At 40.2% G+C, this 17,064-nt stretch carries 16 protein-coding genes; 10 read left to right on the top strand and 6 right to left on the bottom strand.

Translation table 11 applies throughout. The features are described from left to right. Positions 1-236: 236 nt before the first annotated feature. The 6 genes from tig to DS2_RS01650 all read left to right on the top strand — a co-directional run bounded on the left by tig (position 237) and on the right by DS2_RS01650 (position 8,719). Positions 237-1,535 (top strand): trigger factor, encoded by a 1,299-nt coding sequence (gene tig / locus DS2_RS01625; protein WP_035012881.1) that lies wholly within the window; start codon positions 237-239, stop codon positions 1,533-1,535. A 98-nt stretch (positions 1,536-1,633) separates the two neighbouring features. Next, positions 1,634-2,266: an ATP-dependent Clp endopeptidase proteolytic subunit ClpP gene (clpP, locus tag DS2_RS01630; protein WP_035012882.1), complete on the top strand. Its 633-nt coding sequence runs from the start codon at positions 1,634-1,636 to the stop codon at positions 2,264-2,266. A gap of 46 nt (positions 2,267-2,312) precedes the next feature. Then, complete coding sequence (clpX, locus tag DS2_RS01635; protein ID WP_035012883.1) at positions 2,313-3,602, top strand: ATP-dependent protease ATP-binding subunit ClpX; 1,290 nt, start codon at positions 2,313-2,315, stop codon at positions 3,600-3,602. A gap of 221 nt (positions 3,603-3,823) precedes the next feature. Beyond that, the gene (gene lon / locus DS2_RS01640; protein ID WP_035012884.1) at positions 3,824-6,175 is read left to right on the top strand and encodes an endopeptidase La; all 2,352 of its coding nucleotides are present in this window, start codon (positions 3,824-3,826) and stop codon (positions 6,173-6,175) included. 228 nt (positions 6,176-6,403) lie between these two features. Next, entirely contained in the window at positions 6,404-6,679 is a 276-nt protein-coding gene (gene hupB / locus DS2_RS01645) for a nucleoid-associated protein HU-beta (protein ID WP_016955526.1), read from the top strand. Positions 6,680-6,829: 150 nt separating this feature from the next. Then, positions 6,830-8,719, top strand: coding sequence for a SurA N-terminal domain-containing protein (locus DS2_RS01650; protein ID WP_035012886.1), 1,890 nt, complete (start codon positions 6,830-6,832; stop codon positions 8,717-8,719). 97 nt (positions 8,720-8,816) lie between these two features. On the opposite strand, the gene DS2_RS01655 is transcribed toward DS2_RS01650, so the two are convergent. The 6 genes from DS2_RS01655 to pspF are packed head-to-tail and all read right to left on the bottom strand — an operon-like array spanning position 8,817 to position 15,121. Continuing rightward, entirely contained in the window at positions 8,817-9,602 is a 786-nt protein-coding gene (locus DS2_RS01655; RefSeq protein ID WP_035012887.1) for an ATP-binding cassette domain-containing protein, read from the bottom strand. 3 nt (positions 9,603-9,605) lie between these two features. Continuing rightward, positions 9,606-10,589: an oligopeptide/dipeptide ABC transporter ATP-binding protein gene (locus DS2_RS01660; RefSeq protein WP_035012888.1), complete on the bottom strand. Its 984-nt coding sequence runs from the start codon at positions 10,587-10,589 to the stop codon at positions 9,606-9,608. 1 nt (position 10,590) lies between these two features. Further along, complete coding sequence (locus DS2_RS01665) at positions 10,591-11,481, bottom strand: ABC transporter permease subunit (protein ID WP_035012889.1); 891 nt, start codon at positions 11,479-11,481, stop codon at positions 10,591-10,593. Further along, positions 11,474-12,499, bottom strand: coding sequence for an ABC transporter permease (locus tag DS2_RS01670; protein WP_035012890.1), 1,026 nt, complete (start codon positions 12,497-12,499; stop codon positions 11,474-11,476). The genes DS2_RS01665 and DS2_RS01670 overlap by 8 nt, the downstream gene beginning before the upstream one ends. Further along, positions 12,499-14,112 carry an ABC transporter substrate-binding protein gene (locus DS2_RS01675; RefSeq protein ID WP_235188518.1) on the bottom strand — a complete coding sequence of 538 codons (1,614 nt, stop codon included), beginning with the start codon at positions 14,110-14,112 and terminating at the stop codon, positions 12,499-12,501. The genes DS2_RS01670 and DS2_RS01675 overlap by 1 nt, the downstream gene beginning before the upstream one ends. Further along, positions 14,102-15,121: a phage shock protein operon transcriptional activator gene (pspF, locus tag DS2_RS01680; protein WP_035012892.1), complete on the bottom strand. Its 1,020-nt coding sequence runs from the start codon at positions 15,119-15,121 to the stop codon at positions 14,102-14,104. The genes DS2_RS01675 and pspF overlap by 11 nt, the downstream gene beginning before the upstream one ends. 225 nt (positions 15,122-15,346) lie before the next feature. Between pspF and pspA the strand changes: the two genes are divergently transcribed. Genes pspA through DS2_RS01700 form a run of 4 tightly spaced genes read left to right on the top strand, consistent with a single transcriptional unit; the run spans position 15,347 to position 17,049 of the window. Continuing rightward, complete coding sequence (pspA, locus tag DS2_RS01685) at positions 15,347-16,021, top strand: phage shock protein PspA (RefSeq protein ID WP_035012893.1); 675 nt, start codon at positions 15,347-15,349, stop codon at positions 16,019-16,021. Between the two features lie 14 nt (positions 16,022-16,035). Beyond that, on the top strand, positions 16,036-16,284 hold the full coding sequence (gene pspB / locus DS2_RS01690) for an envelope stress response membrane protein PspB (protein ID WP_035012894.1): 249 nt from the start codon (positions 16,036-16,038) through the stop codon (positions 16,282-16,284). After that, complete coding sequence (gene pspC / locus DS2_RS01695; protein ID WP_035012895.1) at positions 16,268-16,675, top strand: envelope stress response membrane protein PspC; 408 nt, start codon at positions 16,268-16,270, stop codon at positions 16,673-16,675. Before pspB ends, pspC begins: the two co-directional genes overlap by 17 nt. 32 nt (positions 16,676-16,707) lie before the next feature. Continuing rightward, on the top strand, positions 16,708-17,049 hold the full coding sequence (locus DS2_RS01700; RefSeq protein ID WP_035012896.1) for a 4a-hydroxytetrahydrobiopterin dehydratase: 342 nt from the start codon (positions 16,708-16,710) through the stop codon (positions 17,047-17,049). Positions 17,050-17,064 lie beyond the last annotated feature (15 nt).

Here is a 17,064-nt window from a genome sequence, read left to right on the forward strand (position 1 = left end):
AAGTTCGAATCTTGCATCACCGACCACTTTCATTTTAATTTTTTAGACTTAAATCATATTCGCTCTCGACTCCTGCTTAAGTGATCGCTATAATGCTGCGTCATTTTTTTAATGTTCATAGAAATCGTGCTTGGTGATAATAAAATCCAGCAGGTTTATGTAGATTCAGGGCTTATCAATTATAAATTGGTCCCAAAGGAAAAAGAGCCATTCGCTCATAATTTTGAGGTATAGCAATGCAAGTTTCTGTTGAAACAACACAAGGCTTAGAACGCCGCGTAACCATTACTGTTCCTGCAGACAAAGTTGAGTCTGCAGTAAAGAGCCGACTACAAGGTTTGGCAAAAACTCAGCGCATCGACGGTTTCCGTCCTGGTAAAGTGCCTGTTAGCGTAATTAAAAAGCGTTTCGGTGCTGCTGTACGTCAAGAAGTTGCTCAAGAAGTTATCCAACAAAACTTCTACCAAGCTGTTATTCAAGAAAAATTAAATCCAGCTGGTACACCTTCAATTCAAGAACAATCAATGAATGAAGGCGAAGACTTTAGCTTTACTGCTGTGTTTGAAGTTTACCCAGAAGTAAAAGTTGAAGGGTTAGATTCACTTAAAGTAGAAAAAGCAACGGCAGAAGTGACTGATGCTGACTTAGAAAACATGTTAGAAACCCTACGCAAGCAACACTCAAAGTTTGAAACTGTTGAGCGTGCAGCTGCCGAAGGTGACCGCGTAAACCTAGATTTTGAAGGTACAGTAGACGGTGAAGTGTTTGAAGGTGGCAAAGCTGAAGGCTTTGACATTGAATTAGGCTCTGGTCGTATGATCCCTGGTTTTGAAGAAGGAATCATTGGTTTATCTGCTGGCGACGAAAAGTCAATTGATGTTACGTTCCCAGAGGAATACCACGCAGAAAACCTAAAAGGTAAACCTGCTGTATTTAAAATCAAAGTAAACAAAGTTGAAGAGCGTAAACTACCAGAGTTAGATGATGAATTTTGTAAATTATTCGGTATCGAAGAAGGTGGCTTAGAAGCGCTTAAAACTGAAGTTCGCCAAAACATGAAGCGCGAACTTGAGCAAACATTGAAAGCTCAAGCAAAAGAAAGCACAATTTCAGCATTGTTAGATGCTGTTTCTTTTGAAGTGCCTCAAGCATTAGTTGAGCAAGAAATTAACGCATTGCGTCAACAAGCTGTACAGCGTTTTGGTGGTAATAACCAAAATGTTCCAGAATTACCTGCGGAATTATTTAAAGACCAAGCAGAGCGTCGCGTAAAAACTGGTTTATTATTATCTGAACTAGTTCGTAGTAATGAAATCAAAGTTGATGAAGACCGCGTAAAAGAAACAATTGAAACTTTAGCGTCTGCTTATGAAGCGCCGCAAGAAGTTGTTGATTATTATTACAACAACAAAGAAATGTTATCGAACATTCAAAACGTTGTAATGGAAGATCAAGCAATTGATTTTATCCTAGAACAAGCGCAAGTAGAGACTGTAGCTAAGTCTTTTGACGAAATTATGAATAAACAAGCTTAATTATTCATTTTTCTATTTGACTTAGCAGGGTTCGCCTTGTTTAAATGGCTTGGATGAGATTCGTTCAGGCCATTTTTATTTTTAGAGCTAAGGAATTCATGAATACAAACAATACAAATTTCGATCCGGTCAATGCTTTAGTACCAATGGTGATCGAGCAAACTGCCAAAGGCGAGCGTTCATTTGATATTTATTCACGTTTATTAAAAGAGCGTGTAATATTTTTAGTTGGCCAAGTAGAAGATCACATGGCAAACTTGATCGTTGCTCAGCTGTTATTCTTAGAATCAGAAAACCCAGATAAAGACATTCATATATATATAAATTCTCCAGGTGGTTCTGTAACTGCAGGTATGGCAATATACGATACTATGAAGTTTATCAAACCGGATGTTTCAACTGTATGTATTGGCCAAGCCGCTAGTATGGGCGCATTTTTATTGTCTGGTGGAGCGAAAGGTAAGCGTCATTGTTTACCAAATTCACGGGTGATGATCCATCAACCTTTAGGTGGTTTCCAAGGTCAAGCGTCCGACTTCGAAATTCATGCTAAAGAAATTCTTGCGATTAAAGAAAAATTGAATCGCTTGATGTCAGAACATACTGGTCAAGATTTAGAAAAAGTTTCGCAAGACACAGACCGAGACAACTTTATGACAGCTCAACAAGCACTCGATTATGGTTTAATTGATAGTATATTAGACCGTCGCGAACAAACTGAGCTAAAATAAGGTCTAATAGATTAGATACGCGAATAGATAGAATAGAGGTAAATAAATGACAGATTCCCGCAAAGGTGATGGGTCAGGAGACAACAAACTGTTGCACTGTTCATTCTGTGGTAAAAGTCAGCATGAAGTACGAAAGCTAATTGCTGGGCCTTCAGTGTTCATTTGTGATGAATGCGTCGAGTTATGTAATGACATTATTCGCGAAGAGATCAAGGAAATAGCACCAGAAGCGCGTTCGACTAGTGAAAAATTACCAACGCCAGTAGAGATTCATAAGCATTTGGACGATTACGTAATTGACCAGCAATTGGCAAAAAAAGTATTGTCAGTTGCCGTTTATAATCACTACAAGCGTTTAAAAAATAGTGAAAAAGCCAAAACTGCAGTTGAGTTAGGCAAGAGTAACATATTGTTAATTGGTCCAACTGGTAGTGGTAAAACATTATTAGCTGAAACTTTAGCGCGTTTTTTAGATGTACCATTCACCATGGCTGATGCAACTACGCTAACTGAAGCGGGTTATGTGGGTGAAGATGTAGAAAACATCATCCAAAAGCTATTGCAAAAATGTGACTATGATGTCGAATTGGCGCAGCGTGGTATTGTTTATATCGATGAAATCGACAAAATTTCGCGCAAGTCAGACAACCCATCTATCACTCGCGACGTTTCGGGTGAAGGTGTTCAGCAAGCATTGTTGAAGCTAATTGAAGGTACAGTTGCCTCTGTCCCGCCTCAAGGTGGTCGTAAGCATCCGCAGCAAGAATTTTTGCAAGTTGATACTTCAAAAATATTGTTCATTTGTGGTGGTGCATTTGCCGGTTTAGAGAAGGTGATCGAACAGCGTACGGCTAAAGGCACAGGTATTGGTTTTGGTGCAGCAGTTAAATCAAAGGACGAAGAGAAGAGCTTGTCAGAAAAATTCTCTGATGTTCAACCAGAAGACCTGGTTAAATATGGCTTGATTCCAGAGTTCATTGGTCGTTTGCCTGTTGTTGCAACTTTATCTGAATTAGATGAAGCAGCCTTGATTCAGATCCTTAACGAGCCAAAAAATGCATTGACCAAACAATACTCTGCATTGTTCGAGATGGAAGGTGTAGAGCTTGAGTTTAGAGATGATGCATTACGTGCGATCGCTAAAAAGGCTATGATACGAAAAACCGGTGCTCGAGGCCTTAGGTCTATTTTAGAAAATGTGCTGTTAGATACCATGTATCAGTTACCATCGCTTGAAGATGTATCAAAAGTTGTGGTTGATGAAACCGTCATCAGTGGTGAATCAGATCCAATTCTGATTTACGAAAATACTGGTAAACAAGCTGTCTCAGAATAAACGTTATAAAAAGGCTGGTTTTCCAGCCTTTTGTTTATCAACTCATGTAATCGCCAAACTGTTTATATATTGTTCATTGTGGTATATAAAATAATCTATTCGCTTTAATCCTTACTTTTACACAAGTTTTTCTCGGTCAGAGATTGGATTAATCGCTTGAACTCGCTATATTGAACCCCATATAAACAGTTATCACCTTCCTAGGAAAGAGAAATAATAAAATGACAATAGAATCATCTGGTTTAGCGGATATACCTGTTTTAGCTCTCCGTGACGTGGTTGTATACCCACATATGGTTATTCCATTGTTCGTCGGTCGTGAAAAATCTATTCGTTGCCTTGAAGCTGCAATGGAAAACGACAAGCAAATATTTTTGGTTGCGCAGAAAGATGCTTCTGTTGATGAGCCGAGTACCGACGACATTTATCAGATCGGTACAGTCGCTACCATTTTACAGTTATTAAAATTACCTGATGGCACGGTTAAGGTATTGGTTGAAGGTAATCAAAGGGGCAAAATCCATAAATATTTGAGTACTGAAGATTATTTCTTTGCACAAATTGGTTTGGTTGACTCGCCTGATGTAGACGAGCGAGAGCAAGAAGTACTAATACGTTCTGCTGTTAGCCAATTTGAAGGTTACGTAAAGCTGAATAAAAAAATACCACCAGAAGTACTGACTTCACTTAATGGTATCGAAGAGCCTGCGCGTTTAGCCGACACTATGGCTGCACATATGCCTCTCAAATTAGATGACAAGCAAACTGTATTAGAAATTGTTGACGTAACAGAGCGTCTAGAGTTTCTTATGGCGCTTATGGAAAGCGAAATTGATTTGTTGCAAGTTGAAAAGAAAATTCGCGGCCGAGTTAAAAAGCAGATGGAAAAAAGCCAACGCGAATATTATTTAAACGAGCAAATGAAGGCGATTCAAAAAGAATTAGGTGAGTTAGATGATGCGCCTGATGAATTTGAAACCTTACAGAACAAAATTAAAGATGCACAGATGCCTAAAGAGGCTGAAGAAAAAGCGCTCGCAGAGCTGCAAAAACTAAAAATGATGTCACCAATGTCTGCAGAAGCGACCGTGGTGCGCAGTTATATCGATGCAATATCGTCAGTGCCATGGAAGAAACGTTCAAAAGTTAAAAAGAATTTACCTGCAGCGCAAAAAATTCTTGATACCGACCACTATGGTTTAGATAAGGTTAAAGAGCGTATTATTGAATATTTAGCGGTACAACAGCGTACCAATAAAGTTAAAGGACCCATTTTATGTTTAGTGGGTCCTCCAGGGGTTGGTAAAACATCATTAGGTCAATCTATTGCTAAAGCGACTGGGCGTAAATATGTGCGTATGGCTTTAGGTGGTGTTCGAGATGAAGCTGAAATTAGAGGCCATCGTCGTACCTACATTGGTTCAATGCCAGGCAAGTTAATTCAAAATATGACCAAGGTTGGGGTAAAGAATCCACTATTTTTATTAGATGAAATAGACAAAATGTCATCTGATATGCGTGGTGATCCAGCTTCGGCCTTATTAGAAGTATTAGATCCAGAACAAAACAGCACTTTTGCTGATCACTATTTAGAAGTTGATTACGACCTGTCAGATGTCATGTTTGTTGCCACTTCTAATAGCATGCGTATTCCAGGGCCATTGTTAGACCGTATGGAAGTGATTCGCTTATCTGGATATACAGAAGATGAAAAACTGAATATCGCACAGCGCCACCTTATTCCGAAGCAGATAGAACGAAATGGATTAAAAGCAAACGAAATAGCCATTGAAGAGTCTGCGATACTTGGCATTATCCGCTACTACACTCGTGAAGCTGGTGTTCGTAGTTTAGAGCGTGAAATTTCTAAACTATGCCGCAAAGCTGTCAAAGAAATTCTCATGGATAAAAGTGTCAAACATGTAGTCATTAACCAAGAAAACTTGAATGACTTCTTAGGTGTTCAACGGTTTGATTACGGTAAGGCCGATAGTGAAAACCAAATTGGTCAAGTGACGGGGCTTGCTTGGACTGAGGTTGGTGGTGACTTACTAACAATCGAAACAACTTCTGTTTCTGGTAAGGGGAAAATGACCTCTACTGGTTCGTTAGGTGATGTGATGCAAGAGTCAATTCAAGCTGCGATGTCGGTTGTACGTGCTCGAGCAAGTAAGTTACGCATTGCTGAAGACTTTTACGAAAAGCGCGACATTCACGTGCATGTACCAGAAGGCGCAACGCCTAAAGATGGTCCAAGTGCGGGTATTGCAATGTGCACAGCGTTGGTTTCAAGCTTAACAGGTAATCCAGTTCGATGTGATGTCGCGATGACAGGAGAAATAACTCTACGTGGTGAAGTGCTTGCGATTGGTGGTTTAAAAGAGAAGCTACTTGCGGCTCATCGTGGTGGTATTAAAACCGTTGTTATCCCTAAAGATAATGAGAGAGACCTAAAAGAAATACCGGCCAATGTCATTGGTGACCTAGAAATTCACCCTGTTAAGTGGATTGATGAAGTACTAAAAATTGCTTTGGAGCATCCACCTGAAGGGTTTGAAGTCGTAAATAGTTAAATTTGCACCAGTTAGGGCTTCTTATTTGTATTTTTTATGGTAGCCTTATGGTTTTTGTAGCCCTTGTTATATGGGGGCTGCAGCAACATGTTAAAAAAGTGGTAAAGTTAGGTTTACATACTTGATTCAAATGTCTAAGCCTGCTATAACTTTGTGTCTAATTTGAGCCGCAGTAGGGTAGAAGCTCGCTGAAGTGGCGGAATAATAACAATCTAAGGGGATGAAATCTTGAACAAGTCTCAACTTATCGACAAAATCGCAGCTGGCGCTGATATTTCTAAAGCTTCTGCTGGCCGTGCATTAGATTCTTTTATTGATGCAGTTTCTGGCGCTTTACAAGAAGGTGATCAAGTAGCTTTAGTTGGCTTCGGTACTTTCTCTGTGCGCGAGCGTGCGGCTCGTACTGGGCGTAACCCACAATCGGGTGAAACAATTGAAATTGCAGCAGCTAAAATTCCGGCATTTAAGCCAGGAAAAGCTTTAAAAGACGCTGTTAACCAATAAATAGCAACGCTTTGTAAGATTAATAAATAGACAGGCTTCGAGTATATCGAAGCCTTCTTTGTTTATAAAAATTAATAAATAATTATTGTATTTATCCACTCATATTAAGTTCTTGAAACAGTTAGTACTTAACTTATAAAGAGATCCAGCATGTTAGAAAAAATCCGTGAAGGTAGCCAAGGGCCCGTTGCCAAGATTATTTTAGGCCTGGTGATATTTAGTTTTGCGTTAGCCGGGGTTGGTTCCTATATCAATTCAGGTAGTGAACCTAAAGCTGCCGAAGTTAATGGACTTGCAATCAATGTAAGCGAATTAGAGCGTGCCTACGAAAATGAGCGAGCTCGAATGGAAGCTCAATTTGGCGAGATGTTTTCGCAAATCGCGTCTGATCCAGCCTATTTAGCCAATTTTAAACAGGGTATTCTAGATCGTCTGATCTCTGAACAACTTGTCAATGACCTAGCAAATCGACTATCTATTCGTACTAGTGACGAAGAAATTAAGAAGGCTATTTTTGAAATGCCAGAGTTTCAAGTCGATGGTAAGTTTAATAATGACAGATATCTGCAACTGTTAACACGTGCTGGTTATACCCCAACCAGATTCAAAGAAATGTTGCGTGAAGATATGACTCGTCGTGCAGTGGTATCCGCTTTAACAGACACAGATTTTGTATTAGAAGACGAAGTTAAGTACTTTCAACAACTTCAGTTACAAAAGCGTGATATTGAATACGTAGAAGTGCCAGTTGAGTTGTTTACAGATGCGGTTGAAATCTCTGAAGCTGATATCGTGAGTCATTACGAAGCCAATATAGAACAATACGAAACGGAAGAAAAATTTGATATCGCCTACATAGAGTTAAAATTAGACGATGTTGCTAAGGGGATCGAAGTTTCACAAGAGGAAGTTAGCCAGCATTATAAAGCAAGCCAAGCGCAATATGTTAAAGCAGAACGTCGCCGTGCATCTCATATCTTGATTGACAACTCAACCGATGACGCGCAGCAAAAAGCGCAAGAGTTGCTAGCAAAAATTGAAGCTGGCGAAGACTTCGCGGAGTTAGCAACAACTCATTCTGCCGATACCTTTTCTGGGCAAAATGGTGGCGATTTGGACTTTTTCGGTAAAGGTGTAATGGACCCAGCTTTTGAAGAAGCAGCATTCTCACTAGAGAATATTGGTGATGTATCTGAAGTCGTTGAATCTAGCTTCGGTTACCACATTATTAAATTAACCGATATCGAAGAAGAAACCGTGCGCCCATTGGCTGAAGTTGAGCAAGATATCGTTGCACAATTACAGCAAGATAAAGCTCGTGATATTTTCCTCGAAAAACAACAATTATTGGCGGACACTGCATTCGAAGTTCCAACTAGCTTACAAGATGCGGCTGAAGTGACGGACTTAACTGTTAAACAAACAGGTTTACAACCCGTTTCAAGTACAAACTTCCCATTCACCGAAGCAAAATTAATTGAAGCGGCAAAAGAAGACGATGTATTAAATGCTGGCTACAACAGTGCTTTAGTTGAAGTTACAGGCGAACACTTAGTGGTGTTGCGTGTTAATGAATATCAAGAAGCACGAACTCAGTCACTGGATGAAGTTAAAGCCCAAGTTGAAGATGCTGTAGCAGCAACAAAAGCGCGTCAGCTTGCACAAGATTGGGTTGAACAGCAAACAGCTGATTTAGCTGCCGGTCAAGACGTAAGCACATCATTGGCGGATAAATCTTTAGCATTTACTGCAGAGCAAGATGTCGCACGTTTTGGTTCTGAAGTCGCCAGAGCCATTGTGCGTAAAGCGTTTGAAATGAAAAAGCCTACTGATACTGAAATTTCTGCAGCATGGGTGGAGCTTAACCCAAGCAGCTTTGCCATTGTTAAAGTAAACGATGTTAAGCAAGCTGAAGTTGCCGATGCAGACCAAGCGACAGCAGAGCGTTTAGAGTCGGCTATTACCGATTATAACTATCAAGCTTTGATTAGTGCATTGCGAGAAAACGCTGACATAGTGACTTATCAAACAGCCAACTAGCTAATAAAATTAGTTAGTCGATAAAAAGCCATTCAGATTACATGAATGGCTTTTTTGTATGTAATTCAATCGAAAATTAAGCGATTACCTCGGTAAACTAGTGATTTCTACTTAGCAACATTTGTTGTGAATACAGCAATTTTTTCGTGACTACGTGGCGAGGGTTTGCAAACACATCTGATGTACTGCCACGTTCAACAACTTTGCCCTCGTTCATGACAAAAACCTTATCACTGATATGTCTGACCATGTTTAAATTATGAGAAACAAAAACATAAGATAGGCCAAATGTTTGTTGTAAGTCTAAAAACAAGTTTACCATTTGGATCCGAGTAGAAGGATCCATCGCGGCAAAAGGTTTGTCTGCGACTATGATCTTAGGATCTAAAATCAAAGCTCTAGCTAATGCAATACGTTGCTTTTGACCACTAGACAACATATGCGGGTAGTGCCATATGTAATCAGCCAACAAACCCACTCGATTTAGTGTTTTTTTAATCTTTGCTTGTCGTTCTTCACTATTTAACTGGGTGTTTAATTTGAGTGGCTCCTCAAGGATTTGCCCAATCGAAATACTAGGGTTAAGTGAAGTGGCAGGATCTTGGTAAATCATGCGTATATGCTGACAACGTGTCGTATTATCGTTATCTTGCAATACTTTACCATTTAAAATAATTTCACCTGAGGTGGGTTGCTCTACGCCTGTTAGCAGTTTTGCCAAGGTTGACTTGCCCGAGCCAGTTTCGCCAACTATAGCTAGTGTTTCAAACGCATTTAACGAGAAGCTGACTTTTTCTAGTGCTGTGGTCATTGTCGATTTCCACGGCAGCACGCGCTTATGGTAGGTTTTACACAGGTCGTTAACTTCCAATAAAACAGACATGACTTACTCGATATTAATAGGATAGTGGCAACTAAATACATGGCCTTTGTATTTAGTACTTTTGGGGGTTACAACACATTCCTTTTGTGCTCGTAAGCACCTTGGGCCTAGTCTGCAACCAATAGGTAAATGTTGCAATGGTGGTGTTGAGCCGGGTAAAGCTTGTAACCTTGATTTTGGTGTTAAGTTGTCACCTAAACGCGGTACAGTGTTAAATAATACTTCTGTGTATGGATGAAAAGGCCGGCGGATCAAGTCTTTGGTAGATGCTGATTCAACACTCTGGCCGCTGTACAAAATTGTAATGTCGTCAGCAAACTGAGTGACCGCATCTAAGTCGTGTGTGATCAATAGCACGGACATATCTTTTCTCTCGTTTAGTTTGTGCAACAAGCGCAAAATCTGTATCTTGGTTGTACTTTCCATTGCATCTGTTGGTTCATCGGCAACCAATAATTTAGGGTTACGCGAGATGGCCATGGCAATCATGACTTTTTGACATAAACCTTCGGACAATTCGTGCGGATAGCTTTTAAAGCATTGCTGATAGCGCTTGATGCCAACACGTTTAAGCAATTGGTGAATATATTCAGTGCGTAAACTGCGCCTTTGCCAGAATGAGCCTTTGCATTCGCTTTCAGGAACCACTTCACTAAGCTGTTCGCCTATAGTTGCCGTTGGATCTAAACAATGCCCGGGCTCTTGGAATATCATCGCAATGTCTTGATGAATAATTTGGTCGCGTTGTTCGGCAGAAAGTTTTAATAAATCTTGCCCACGCCAGAACATTCTATCTGCTTTAACTTGCCATTTTTCAGAAAGGGTGGCGGTGAGAGCTCGCGCAAATAATGATTTTCCCGACCCAGATTCACCAACCAAGCCATGAATGGTTCCATCACGCATAGATAAACTCATTTTGTCTATCGCGTTGACTTCTGTGTTGTCGGTTTTGAGCGTTACAGTTAAGTTTCTCACATCGAGTAACATCTTATTCGCTCCTTTGTTTTAAAGCGTTGCGCAAGCCATGACCAACGGCATTTACCGATAATAAGCACAAAAACATGGTAATGCCAGGCAATGTAGTCAACCAAGATGCACGATAAATAAGATCTATGCTGGCAACTAACATAGCGCCCCACTCAGGCGAACCTTGTTGCGCCCCCAAACCTAAAAAGCCTAAAGCCGCAATATCTAACATCGCTGCGGAAACGGCTAAGGTATATTGCAAAATAATACTTTCGACAATGTTAGGAAAAATAGAGCGAAAGAGTATCTGCCAATTGTTCGCACCATCTAAGCGTGCAGCTGTGACATATTCTTTTTTAAGCTCTGTTTGGATAGCTTGACGGGTTCGATGGACAAACAACGGGATTAATACAAGAAAAATTGCCCAAATTGTATTTGGCAATCCTGGCCCTAATATTGCCACAATCACAATGGCGAGCAGCAAAGAAGGAATAGATAAGATGGTATCTAATAAATGGTTAAAAACACTGGCGCGAATACCTTTACTCATGCCTGCAAGTGCCCCCAAAGCGGTTCCAACTAACATAGCGGCAAGTGCAGTTAATAAGCTTAAACCAAAGGTAATTTGGCAACCATAGACCAGTCGCGAGAAAACATCACGGCCTAAATCATCTGTTCCTAAGATAAAGCGCACATCACCAGCACTACTCCATGATGGTGGCAATAATACATCTTGCGGGTGTTGTGCTAACGGATGATAGGGCGTTATCAATGGCGCAAACAAAGCCATAGCCACGAAAAATAGCACAATACAAAAGCTAATCCACGAAACATGGTCGGACTTAAATTTGTTCCAAGCCAGCATATACGGGCCAGGATGCGTCGCTTCATTATATATATCTGGACTAGCCATTAATTTCTTTCCTTACCAGTGGGTTGACCATGGTGTGGCAGACATCGGAAAGGACATTGATAAAAATCATAAATGAACTGACCAGTAACAATGATGCTTGAATAACAGGATAGTCACGTTGATAAATTGCTTCCAGTAACCAGTGCCCGATACCAGGCCACGAAAAAATGATCTCGGTAATCATAGTGCTTGTCATCAAAGTATTAAACAGCAAACCAAATTGCGGAATAATGGGCAATAATGCATTGCGCAATACATGTCGGCGGATGATTTGATACAAAGAAAGTCCTTTAGTTCTTGCCGCTTTAATATACTGACTGTTCATAACGCTGATAACATTTGACCTCATCATGCCTATTAATAAAGTAGTCGGCAAGGTCGCCAAAGTTAGCGTTGGCAAAATTAAGTGTCGCAATGCATCGTGGTATATTGGCCACTTGTTGTCAAAGTCACTCAGGGCAATATCAACTAATAAAATGCCTGTCTCATAGGGTATGTCGTATAACAGGTTAAGTCGCCCAGAAATTGGTAACCAAGCTAAGTTTAAAGAAAATAATAGGATAAAAAGCAAGCCTAACCAGAAAATTGGGATAGAGTTGGCAATTGCAGAAATAGAAAATATTACTTTGTCCACCAATGTATTGCGTTTTATCCCAGCCCATAAGCCCAAAGGAATCCCAATTAAACATGTGACTAACAACGCATAAAAGCTGAGTTCAGCTGACGCAGGGAATACACGCATAAAGTCTCGCAGAACCTCGCTTTGTGAGCTAAATGATAAACCAAAGTCACCCGCAAATACTCGTTCTAAATACACGACATATTGCATAAAGTACGATTCATCTAGCGCTAAGTCTTGGCGCAATTGTGCATATTCTTCGTAGGTTAAACTTTGTTGGCCAGTAAAATTAATCACTGAATCACCTGGGAAAAGATGGCCTAACGAAAAAGACATTAAGCTCAGTAGAAAAAGCGTCGTGACCAGTAGGTTAACTCGTTTTATTAAATAAACTAGCATTAAAACTTCTCCGCGTGTTTAAACGATATGGCGGAAAATGGTTGGAACTTAACTTTAACGACATTATGCTGTTTTGCCAAAAAGCTTAGAGAGTGTGCTATTGGCACCACTGGCATTTCTTGCAGTAACAGGCTTTGAGCTTGCATGTAATGATCTTTTTGTTGTTTCAAGTCTGTTGATGCGGCGGCGTTGTGCAACAGATTGTCAAAATATGGGTTACACCAAGCCGCGCGGTTATTACCAATGACGGCTGCAGGGCAACTCAATGTTGGAATAAAATAATTATCAGGGCCTTGCATGTCAGGTGTCCAGCCGAGCAATACAGAATCGTATGAATAGTCGAGCAGCTTTTTTCGGAGCGTACTCCACTCAAACTCGACAATTTCCACCACAATTCCTACCTTAGCAAGGTTTGCTTTGATCAGTTCAGCCATTTTAAGCGAGTTTGGGTTGTACTCACGCTCAATTTGCGCACTCCAAATTTGCATTTTGAAACCTGGTTCAATACCAGCCGCTTGTAATTCTTTTTTTGCTTGTTCTGGGTTGTATGTGATAGTGGGCAAATTGTTGTTGTAAGCCCAAGAGCTTGGAGGCAATAACGAATTAGCTGGAAAAGCCATACCGTAATAGATTGTTTTGTAAATCGTTTGTCTGTCTATTGCTTTTGCTAAAGCACGTCTGATTTCGCTTCTATTAAACGGTGGTTTTAACGTATTGAATGCCCAGAATGCAATATTGTCCGCATTTTTAGATTGCAAACTAATGCCTGGTCTGTCTTGTAACACTTCCATCTCGCTGGCGACGGGGTGGGCAACCACATCACATTCGCCAGTGATTAATTTGGCTAATCGGTTAGAGCTTTGTGGGGTGATATCAAAAACCAGCTGATCAATTTTGGTTTTGCCTTGCCAATAATTTTCATGTGCTTTGTAGCGAATATATTCGTCTTTAACAAAGTCTTCTAAATAAAAAGGGCCGGTGCCGATTGGGTAATTATCTAGCTGTGACTGTGCTTCTTGCAATGCTAATTTGGCGCCATATTCAGCCGACAATATCACCATATAATCTGTGGTTAATTGAGTTAAAAAGTCATGATTTTCAGAGGATAACTTGAATCTTACGTGGTGGCTCGAAACCTGTTGAATATCATCAATCAGCAACTCAAGTTGGTAACTTTGCATGTGTGGGTAACTATCAGCGCTGGCATAAAAAGGATGTGTATTCAGCCGCCAACGATTGAAGGTAAAAATGACATCTTCGGCATTAAACTCGCGACTGGGAATAAAATAACGTGTTTTGTGAAACTTAACCCCTTTTCTTAGGTACATGTCAATGGTTTTGCCATCGTCACTGATATCCCAACTTTCAGCCAAACTGGCGACCAATTGGTCGGAGGAATCTGATTTTTCGATTAGACGATCATAGAGTTGATGAGCACTGGCATCTAGGGTAATTCGTGAAGTCGTTGTTTGAGGATTGAAACTTTCCGGGTTACCCTCGGAGCAATATATCAGGCCATTTTTTAGACGTTTATCTTTAATTTGCTCACAGGCCGCACACAGCCATATTATTATGCCCGTACTTAACCAAACCTTGGTTAAATTATTCATCATTTCGCAGTGTTTCCAATAATTGATATTTTTTTAAGTACCCGCGCAGTTGGTGGTAGCTTACTTCAAGTAAGTCAGCTGCTTTTCTTTGGTTAAATCGTGCTTCTCGTAAAGCTGATTTTATCAGATATATTTCGTATTCTGCAGTTTTGTCTTTAAAGTTAAGTGGAAAATCTGCTGTGGGTTTAGCTGCAAGAGCGCTCTGTTTAACTTGCTTCGAGGCTGGAGTTGGTCGAAAAGGAGATTGAAAAGGATCAAAAACTATATAGTCCAATGGCTTAGCAAAAGAGTTGTTGCGATAAACACTGCGTTCAATAACATTTTTTAATTCTCGAATATTGCCTGGCCAGGGGTAATCGAGTAGCGATATTTGTGCAGCTTTGCTAAAACCTGGGAAGTGCGAATGCGACAATTCACGCGCCATATTGACGGCAAAATGTTCGGCCAATAGCAAAATATCTTCTGTTCGTTGTCTAAGTGGTGGGATAGTAATCACATCAAAAGCCAACCTGTCTAACAAATCAGCTCTAAAACGGCCTTCTTCGGCCAGTGTGGGTAAATCTTCATTGGTTGCGGCAATTAATCTAACATCTGTTTTATAAGTTTGACTGCCTCCGACGCGCTCGAACTCACCGTATTCGATAACTCTAAGTAATTTTTCTTGTACCATTAATGATGAGTTTGCTAATTCATCAAGAAAAAGACTACCACAGTGTGCTCGCTCAAATCGTCCTGCATGTTTTTTGTTGGCACCAGTAAATGCACCAGACTCGTGGCCAAATAATTCACTTTCCAATAGATTTTCGTTGATGGCTGCACAATTGAGTTTTAAAAACTCCCCATCCCATCTGGAAGACAAGTAGTGTAGTCGTTCAGCAACCAGCTCTTTACCCGTGCCGCGCTCACCAATAACCAGTACGGGCTTATTCAATGGGGCCAGTTGTGAAATTTGTTCAATCATGCTGAGAAAAGCATTCGATTGGCCAATGAGGTTTTGCTGAACTTTATCCATGATATTGGTCTATTTTGTCAACTATTGGTGTATTTGATTATGTTCCGAAAGTGAACAAATTGCTAGATTTAAATAAAGATATATAAATCAGTATATTACCTAGTTGGCACAAAGATTGTTTAGATCACTACAACTTTCACAGGACGTGAAGTTTTGGTAGGGGTGCCAATAGAGGGATAAGTCACTAATTTTATCGGATACAGTTAATATTTAGAGAGGTTTAATATGGGTATTTTTTCAAGATTTGCCGATATCGTTAATTCCAATATCAATGCTTTGTTAGATAAAGCCGAAGATCCTGCCAAAATGGTCAGATTAATCATTCAGGAAATGGAAGATACGTTAGTTGAAGTTCGTTCAAACTCAGCCAAAGTGTTGGCGGACAAAAAAGATTTAGTTCGTAGATTACAGCGCTTGCAGCAACAACAGCAAGATTGGCAAGAAAAAGCTGAATTAGCGATTAGTAAAGACAGGGAAGATCTCGCCAGAGCCGCTTTGCTTGAAAAAAAGCGAATTTCTGATCAAGAAGCAATGATGACTTCAGAAGTGAATTTGTTGGACGAACAGCTCGACAAGCTGCAATCTGAAATTCAGCAGTTACAAGACAAATTAACGGATGCAAAAGCCAGACAAAAAGCACTGATTATGAAGCATGAAACTGTTAGCGCTCGGGTCACGGTAAAACGCCAGCTTGATGCGGATAAAGTTAGAAACTCGCTTGATAGATTCGATGCTTACGAGCGCAAAATAGGTGACATTGAGGCTGAAGCAGATAGTTATGATATCGCAAGTAAAAATCTTAACGCTGAGTTTGAAGATTTAGTTGCCAAAGATGGATTGGATGAAGAATTAGCTAAGCTAAAAGCAAAAGTTAAATCGGATAATACACAAGATAAATAGCAGGAGGTTTATCTATGACGGCCTTAGTCGGATTGTTGGTTGCACCCATTATCATATTTTTGATATTTGTCGCACCAATTTGGTTAATTTTGAGCTACCGAAGCAAAAAACAGTTAAATCAGGGGCTGACCGAAGCAGAGCAGAATCAGCTGATCGAATTATCAAAAAAGGCCGAACGTATGGCAGATCGAATAGAGGTGTTAGAAAATTTATTAGATATAGAGTCACCAAACTGGAGGCAAACAAATGACAGCAACAAATAAAAAACTGACCCGAGATGTGCACAACGGCAGAATTGCAGGGGTATGTGCAGGCATTGCCAACTATTTTTCACTTGAAACTTGGGTTGTACGCCTAGTTACCGTAGGTGCACTTATTTTTTCATTTAGTTTTATTTTGTTTGTTTACATAGCTGCATGGCTAATACTTGAGAGAAATGACAAAGTAAAGCCAGCACGCGTGTATGAAACAAATACACGCGACAATTATCATTTTGATATCAAACAAAACGTATGGCAAGCAGGAAGTCCACCTAAAGTGGTTTTGTCTGATTTGGCCGAAGTATTCGAACGATTGGAGCTCAGAGTGCGCAACTTAGAGGTCTATGCAACAAGTGAGCGCTACCGAGTTGAAAAAGAAATAAATAAGCTATAATTGGTTAAACTTTCTAATATATGAAGGATGTTATGGAAATTTTATCAAATCAAACGTGCGAGGCGTGTAGAGTAGATGCACCACTCGCGACAGCTGAAGAAACTGCAAGCTGGATGACGCAGTTAACAGATTGGCAAATTCAATCAGTCGATAATATTAAACGCCTTGTGAAGGTATATAAGTTTAATAATTTTGTTGATGCATTAGCTTTTACGAATCAAGTAGGGGAGCTTGCGGAATCTTTAGCGCATCACCCTGCCATTTTAACTGAGTGGGGGCAGGTGACCGTTAGTTGGTGGACCCATAAAATCGGTGGTTTACATAAAAACGATTTTATTTGCGCAGCTAAAACAGATAGCTTATACCCAAGCTAAAGCAAATAGCGTATA

The sequence above is a fragment of the Catenovulum agarivorans DS-2 genome, assembly GCF_000568405.1.
GTDB classification, from domain to species: Bacteria; Pseudomonadota; Gammaproteobacteria; order Enterobacterales; family Alteromonadaceae; genus Catenovulum; species Catenovulum agarivorans_A.

Coding starts and splice junctions, on each gene's coding strand:
- pspF (WP_035012892.1), bottom strand. CDS start 15,121: ATGGATAAAGTTCAGCAAAACCTCATTGGCCAATCGAATGCTTTTCTC.
- lon (WP_035012884.1), top strand. CDS start 3,824: ATGACAATAGAATCATCTGGTTTAGCGGATATACCTGTTTTAGCTCTC.
- DS2_RS01655 (WP_035012887.1), bottom strand. CDS start 9,602: ATGTCTGTTTTATTGGAAGTTAACGACCTGTGTAAAACCTACCATAAG.
- DS2_RS01670 (WP_035012890.1), bottom strand. CDS start 12,499: ATGCTAGTTTATTTAATAAAACGAGTTAACCTACTGGTCACGACGCTT.
- DS2_RS01650 (WP_035012886.1), top strand. CDS start 6,830: ATGTTAGAAAAAATCCGTGAAGGTAGCCAAGGGCCCGTTGCCAAGATT.
- DS2_RS01665 (WP_035012889.1), bottom strand. CDS start 11,481: ATGGCTAGTCCAGATATATATAATGAAGCGACGCATCCTGGCCCGTAT.
- tig (WP_035012881.1), top strand. CDS start 237: ATGCAAGTTTCTGTTGAAACAACACAAGGCTTAGAACGCCGCGTAACC.
- pspC (WP_035012895.1), top strand. CDS start 16,268: ATGACAGCAACAAATAAAAAACTGACCCGAGATGTGCACAACGGCAGA.
- pspB (WP_035012894.1), top strand. CDS start 16,036: ATGACGGCCTTAGTCGGATTGTTGGTTGCACCCATTATCATATTTTTG.
- DS2_RS01660 (WP_035012888.1), bottom strand. CDS start 10,589: ATGTTACTCGATGTGAGAAACTTAACTGTAACGCTCAAAACCGACAAC.
- clpX (WP_035012883.1), top strand. CDS start 2,313: ATGACAGATTCCCGCAAAGGTGATGGGTCAGGAGACAACAAACTGTTG.
- DS2_RS01675 (WP_235188518.1), bottom strand. CDS start 14,112: ATGATGAATAATTTAACCAAGGTTTGGTTAAGTACGGGCATAATAATA.
- DS2_RS01700 (WP_035012896.1), top strand. CDS start 16,708: ATGGAAATTTTATCAAATCAAACGTGCGAGGCGTGTAGAGTAGATGCA.
- pspA (WP_035012893.1), top strand. CDS start 15,347: ATGGGTATTTTTTCAAGATTTGCCGATATCGTTAATTCCAATATCAAT.
- clpP (WP_035012882.1), top strand. CDS start 1,634: ATGAATACAAACAATACAAATTTCGATCCGGTCAATGCTTTAGTACCA.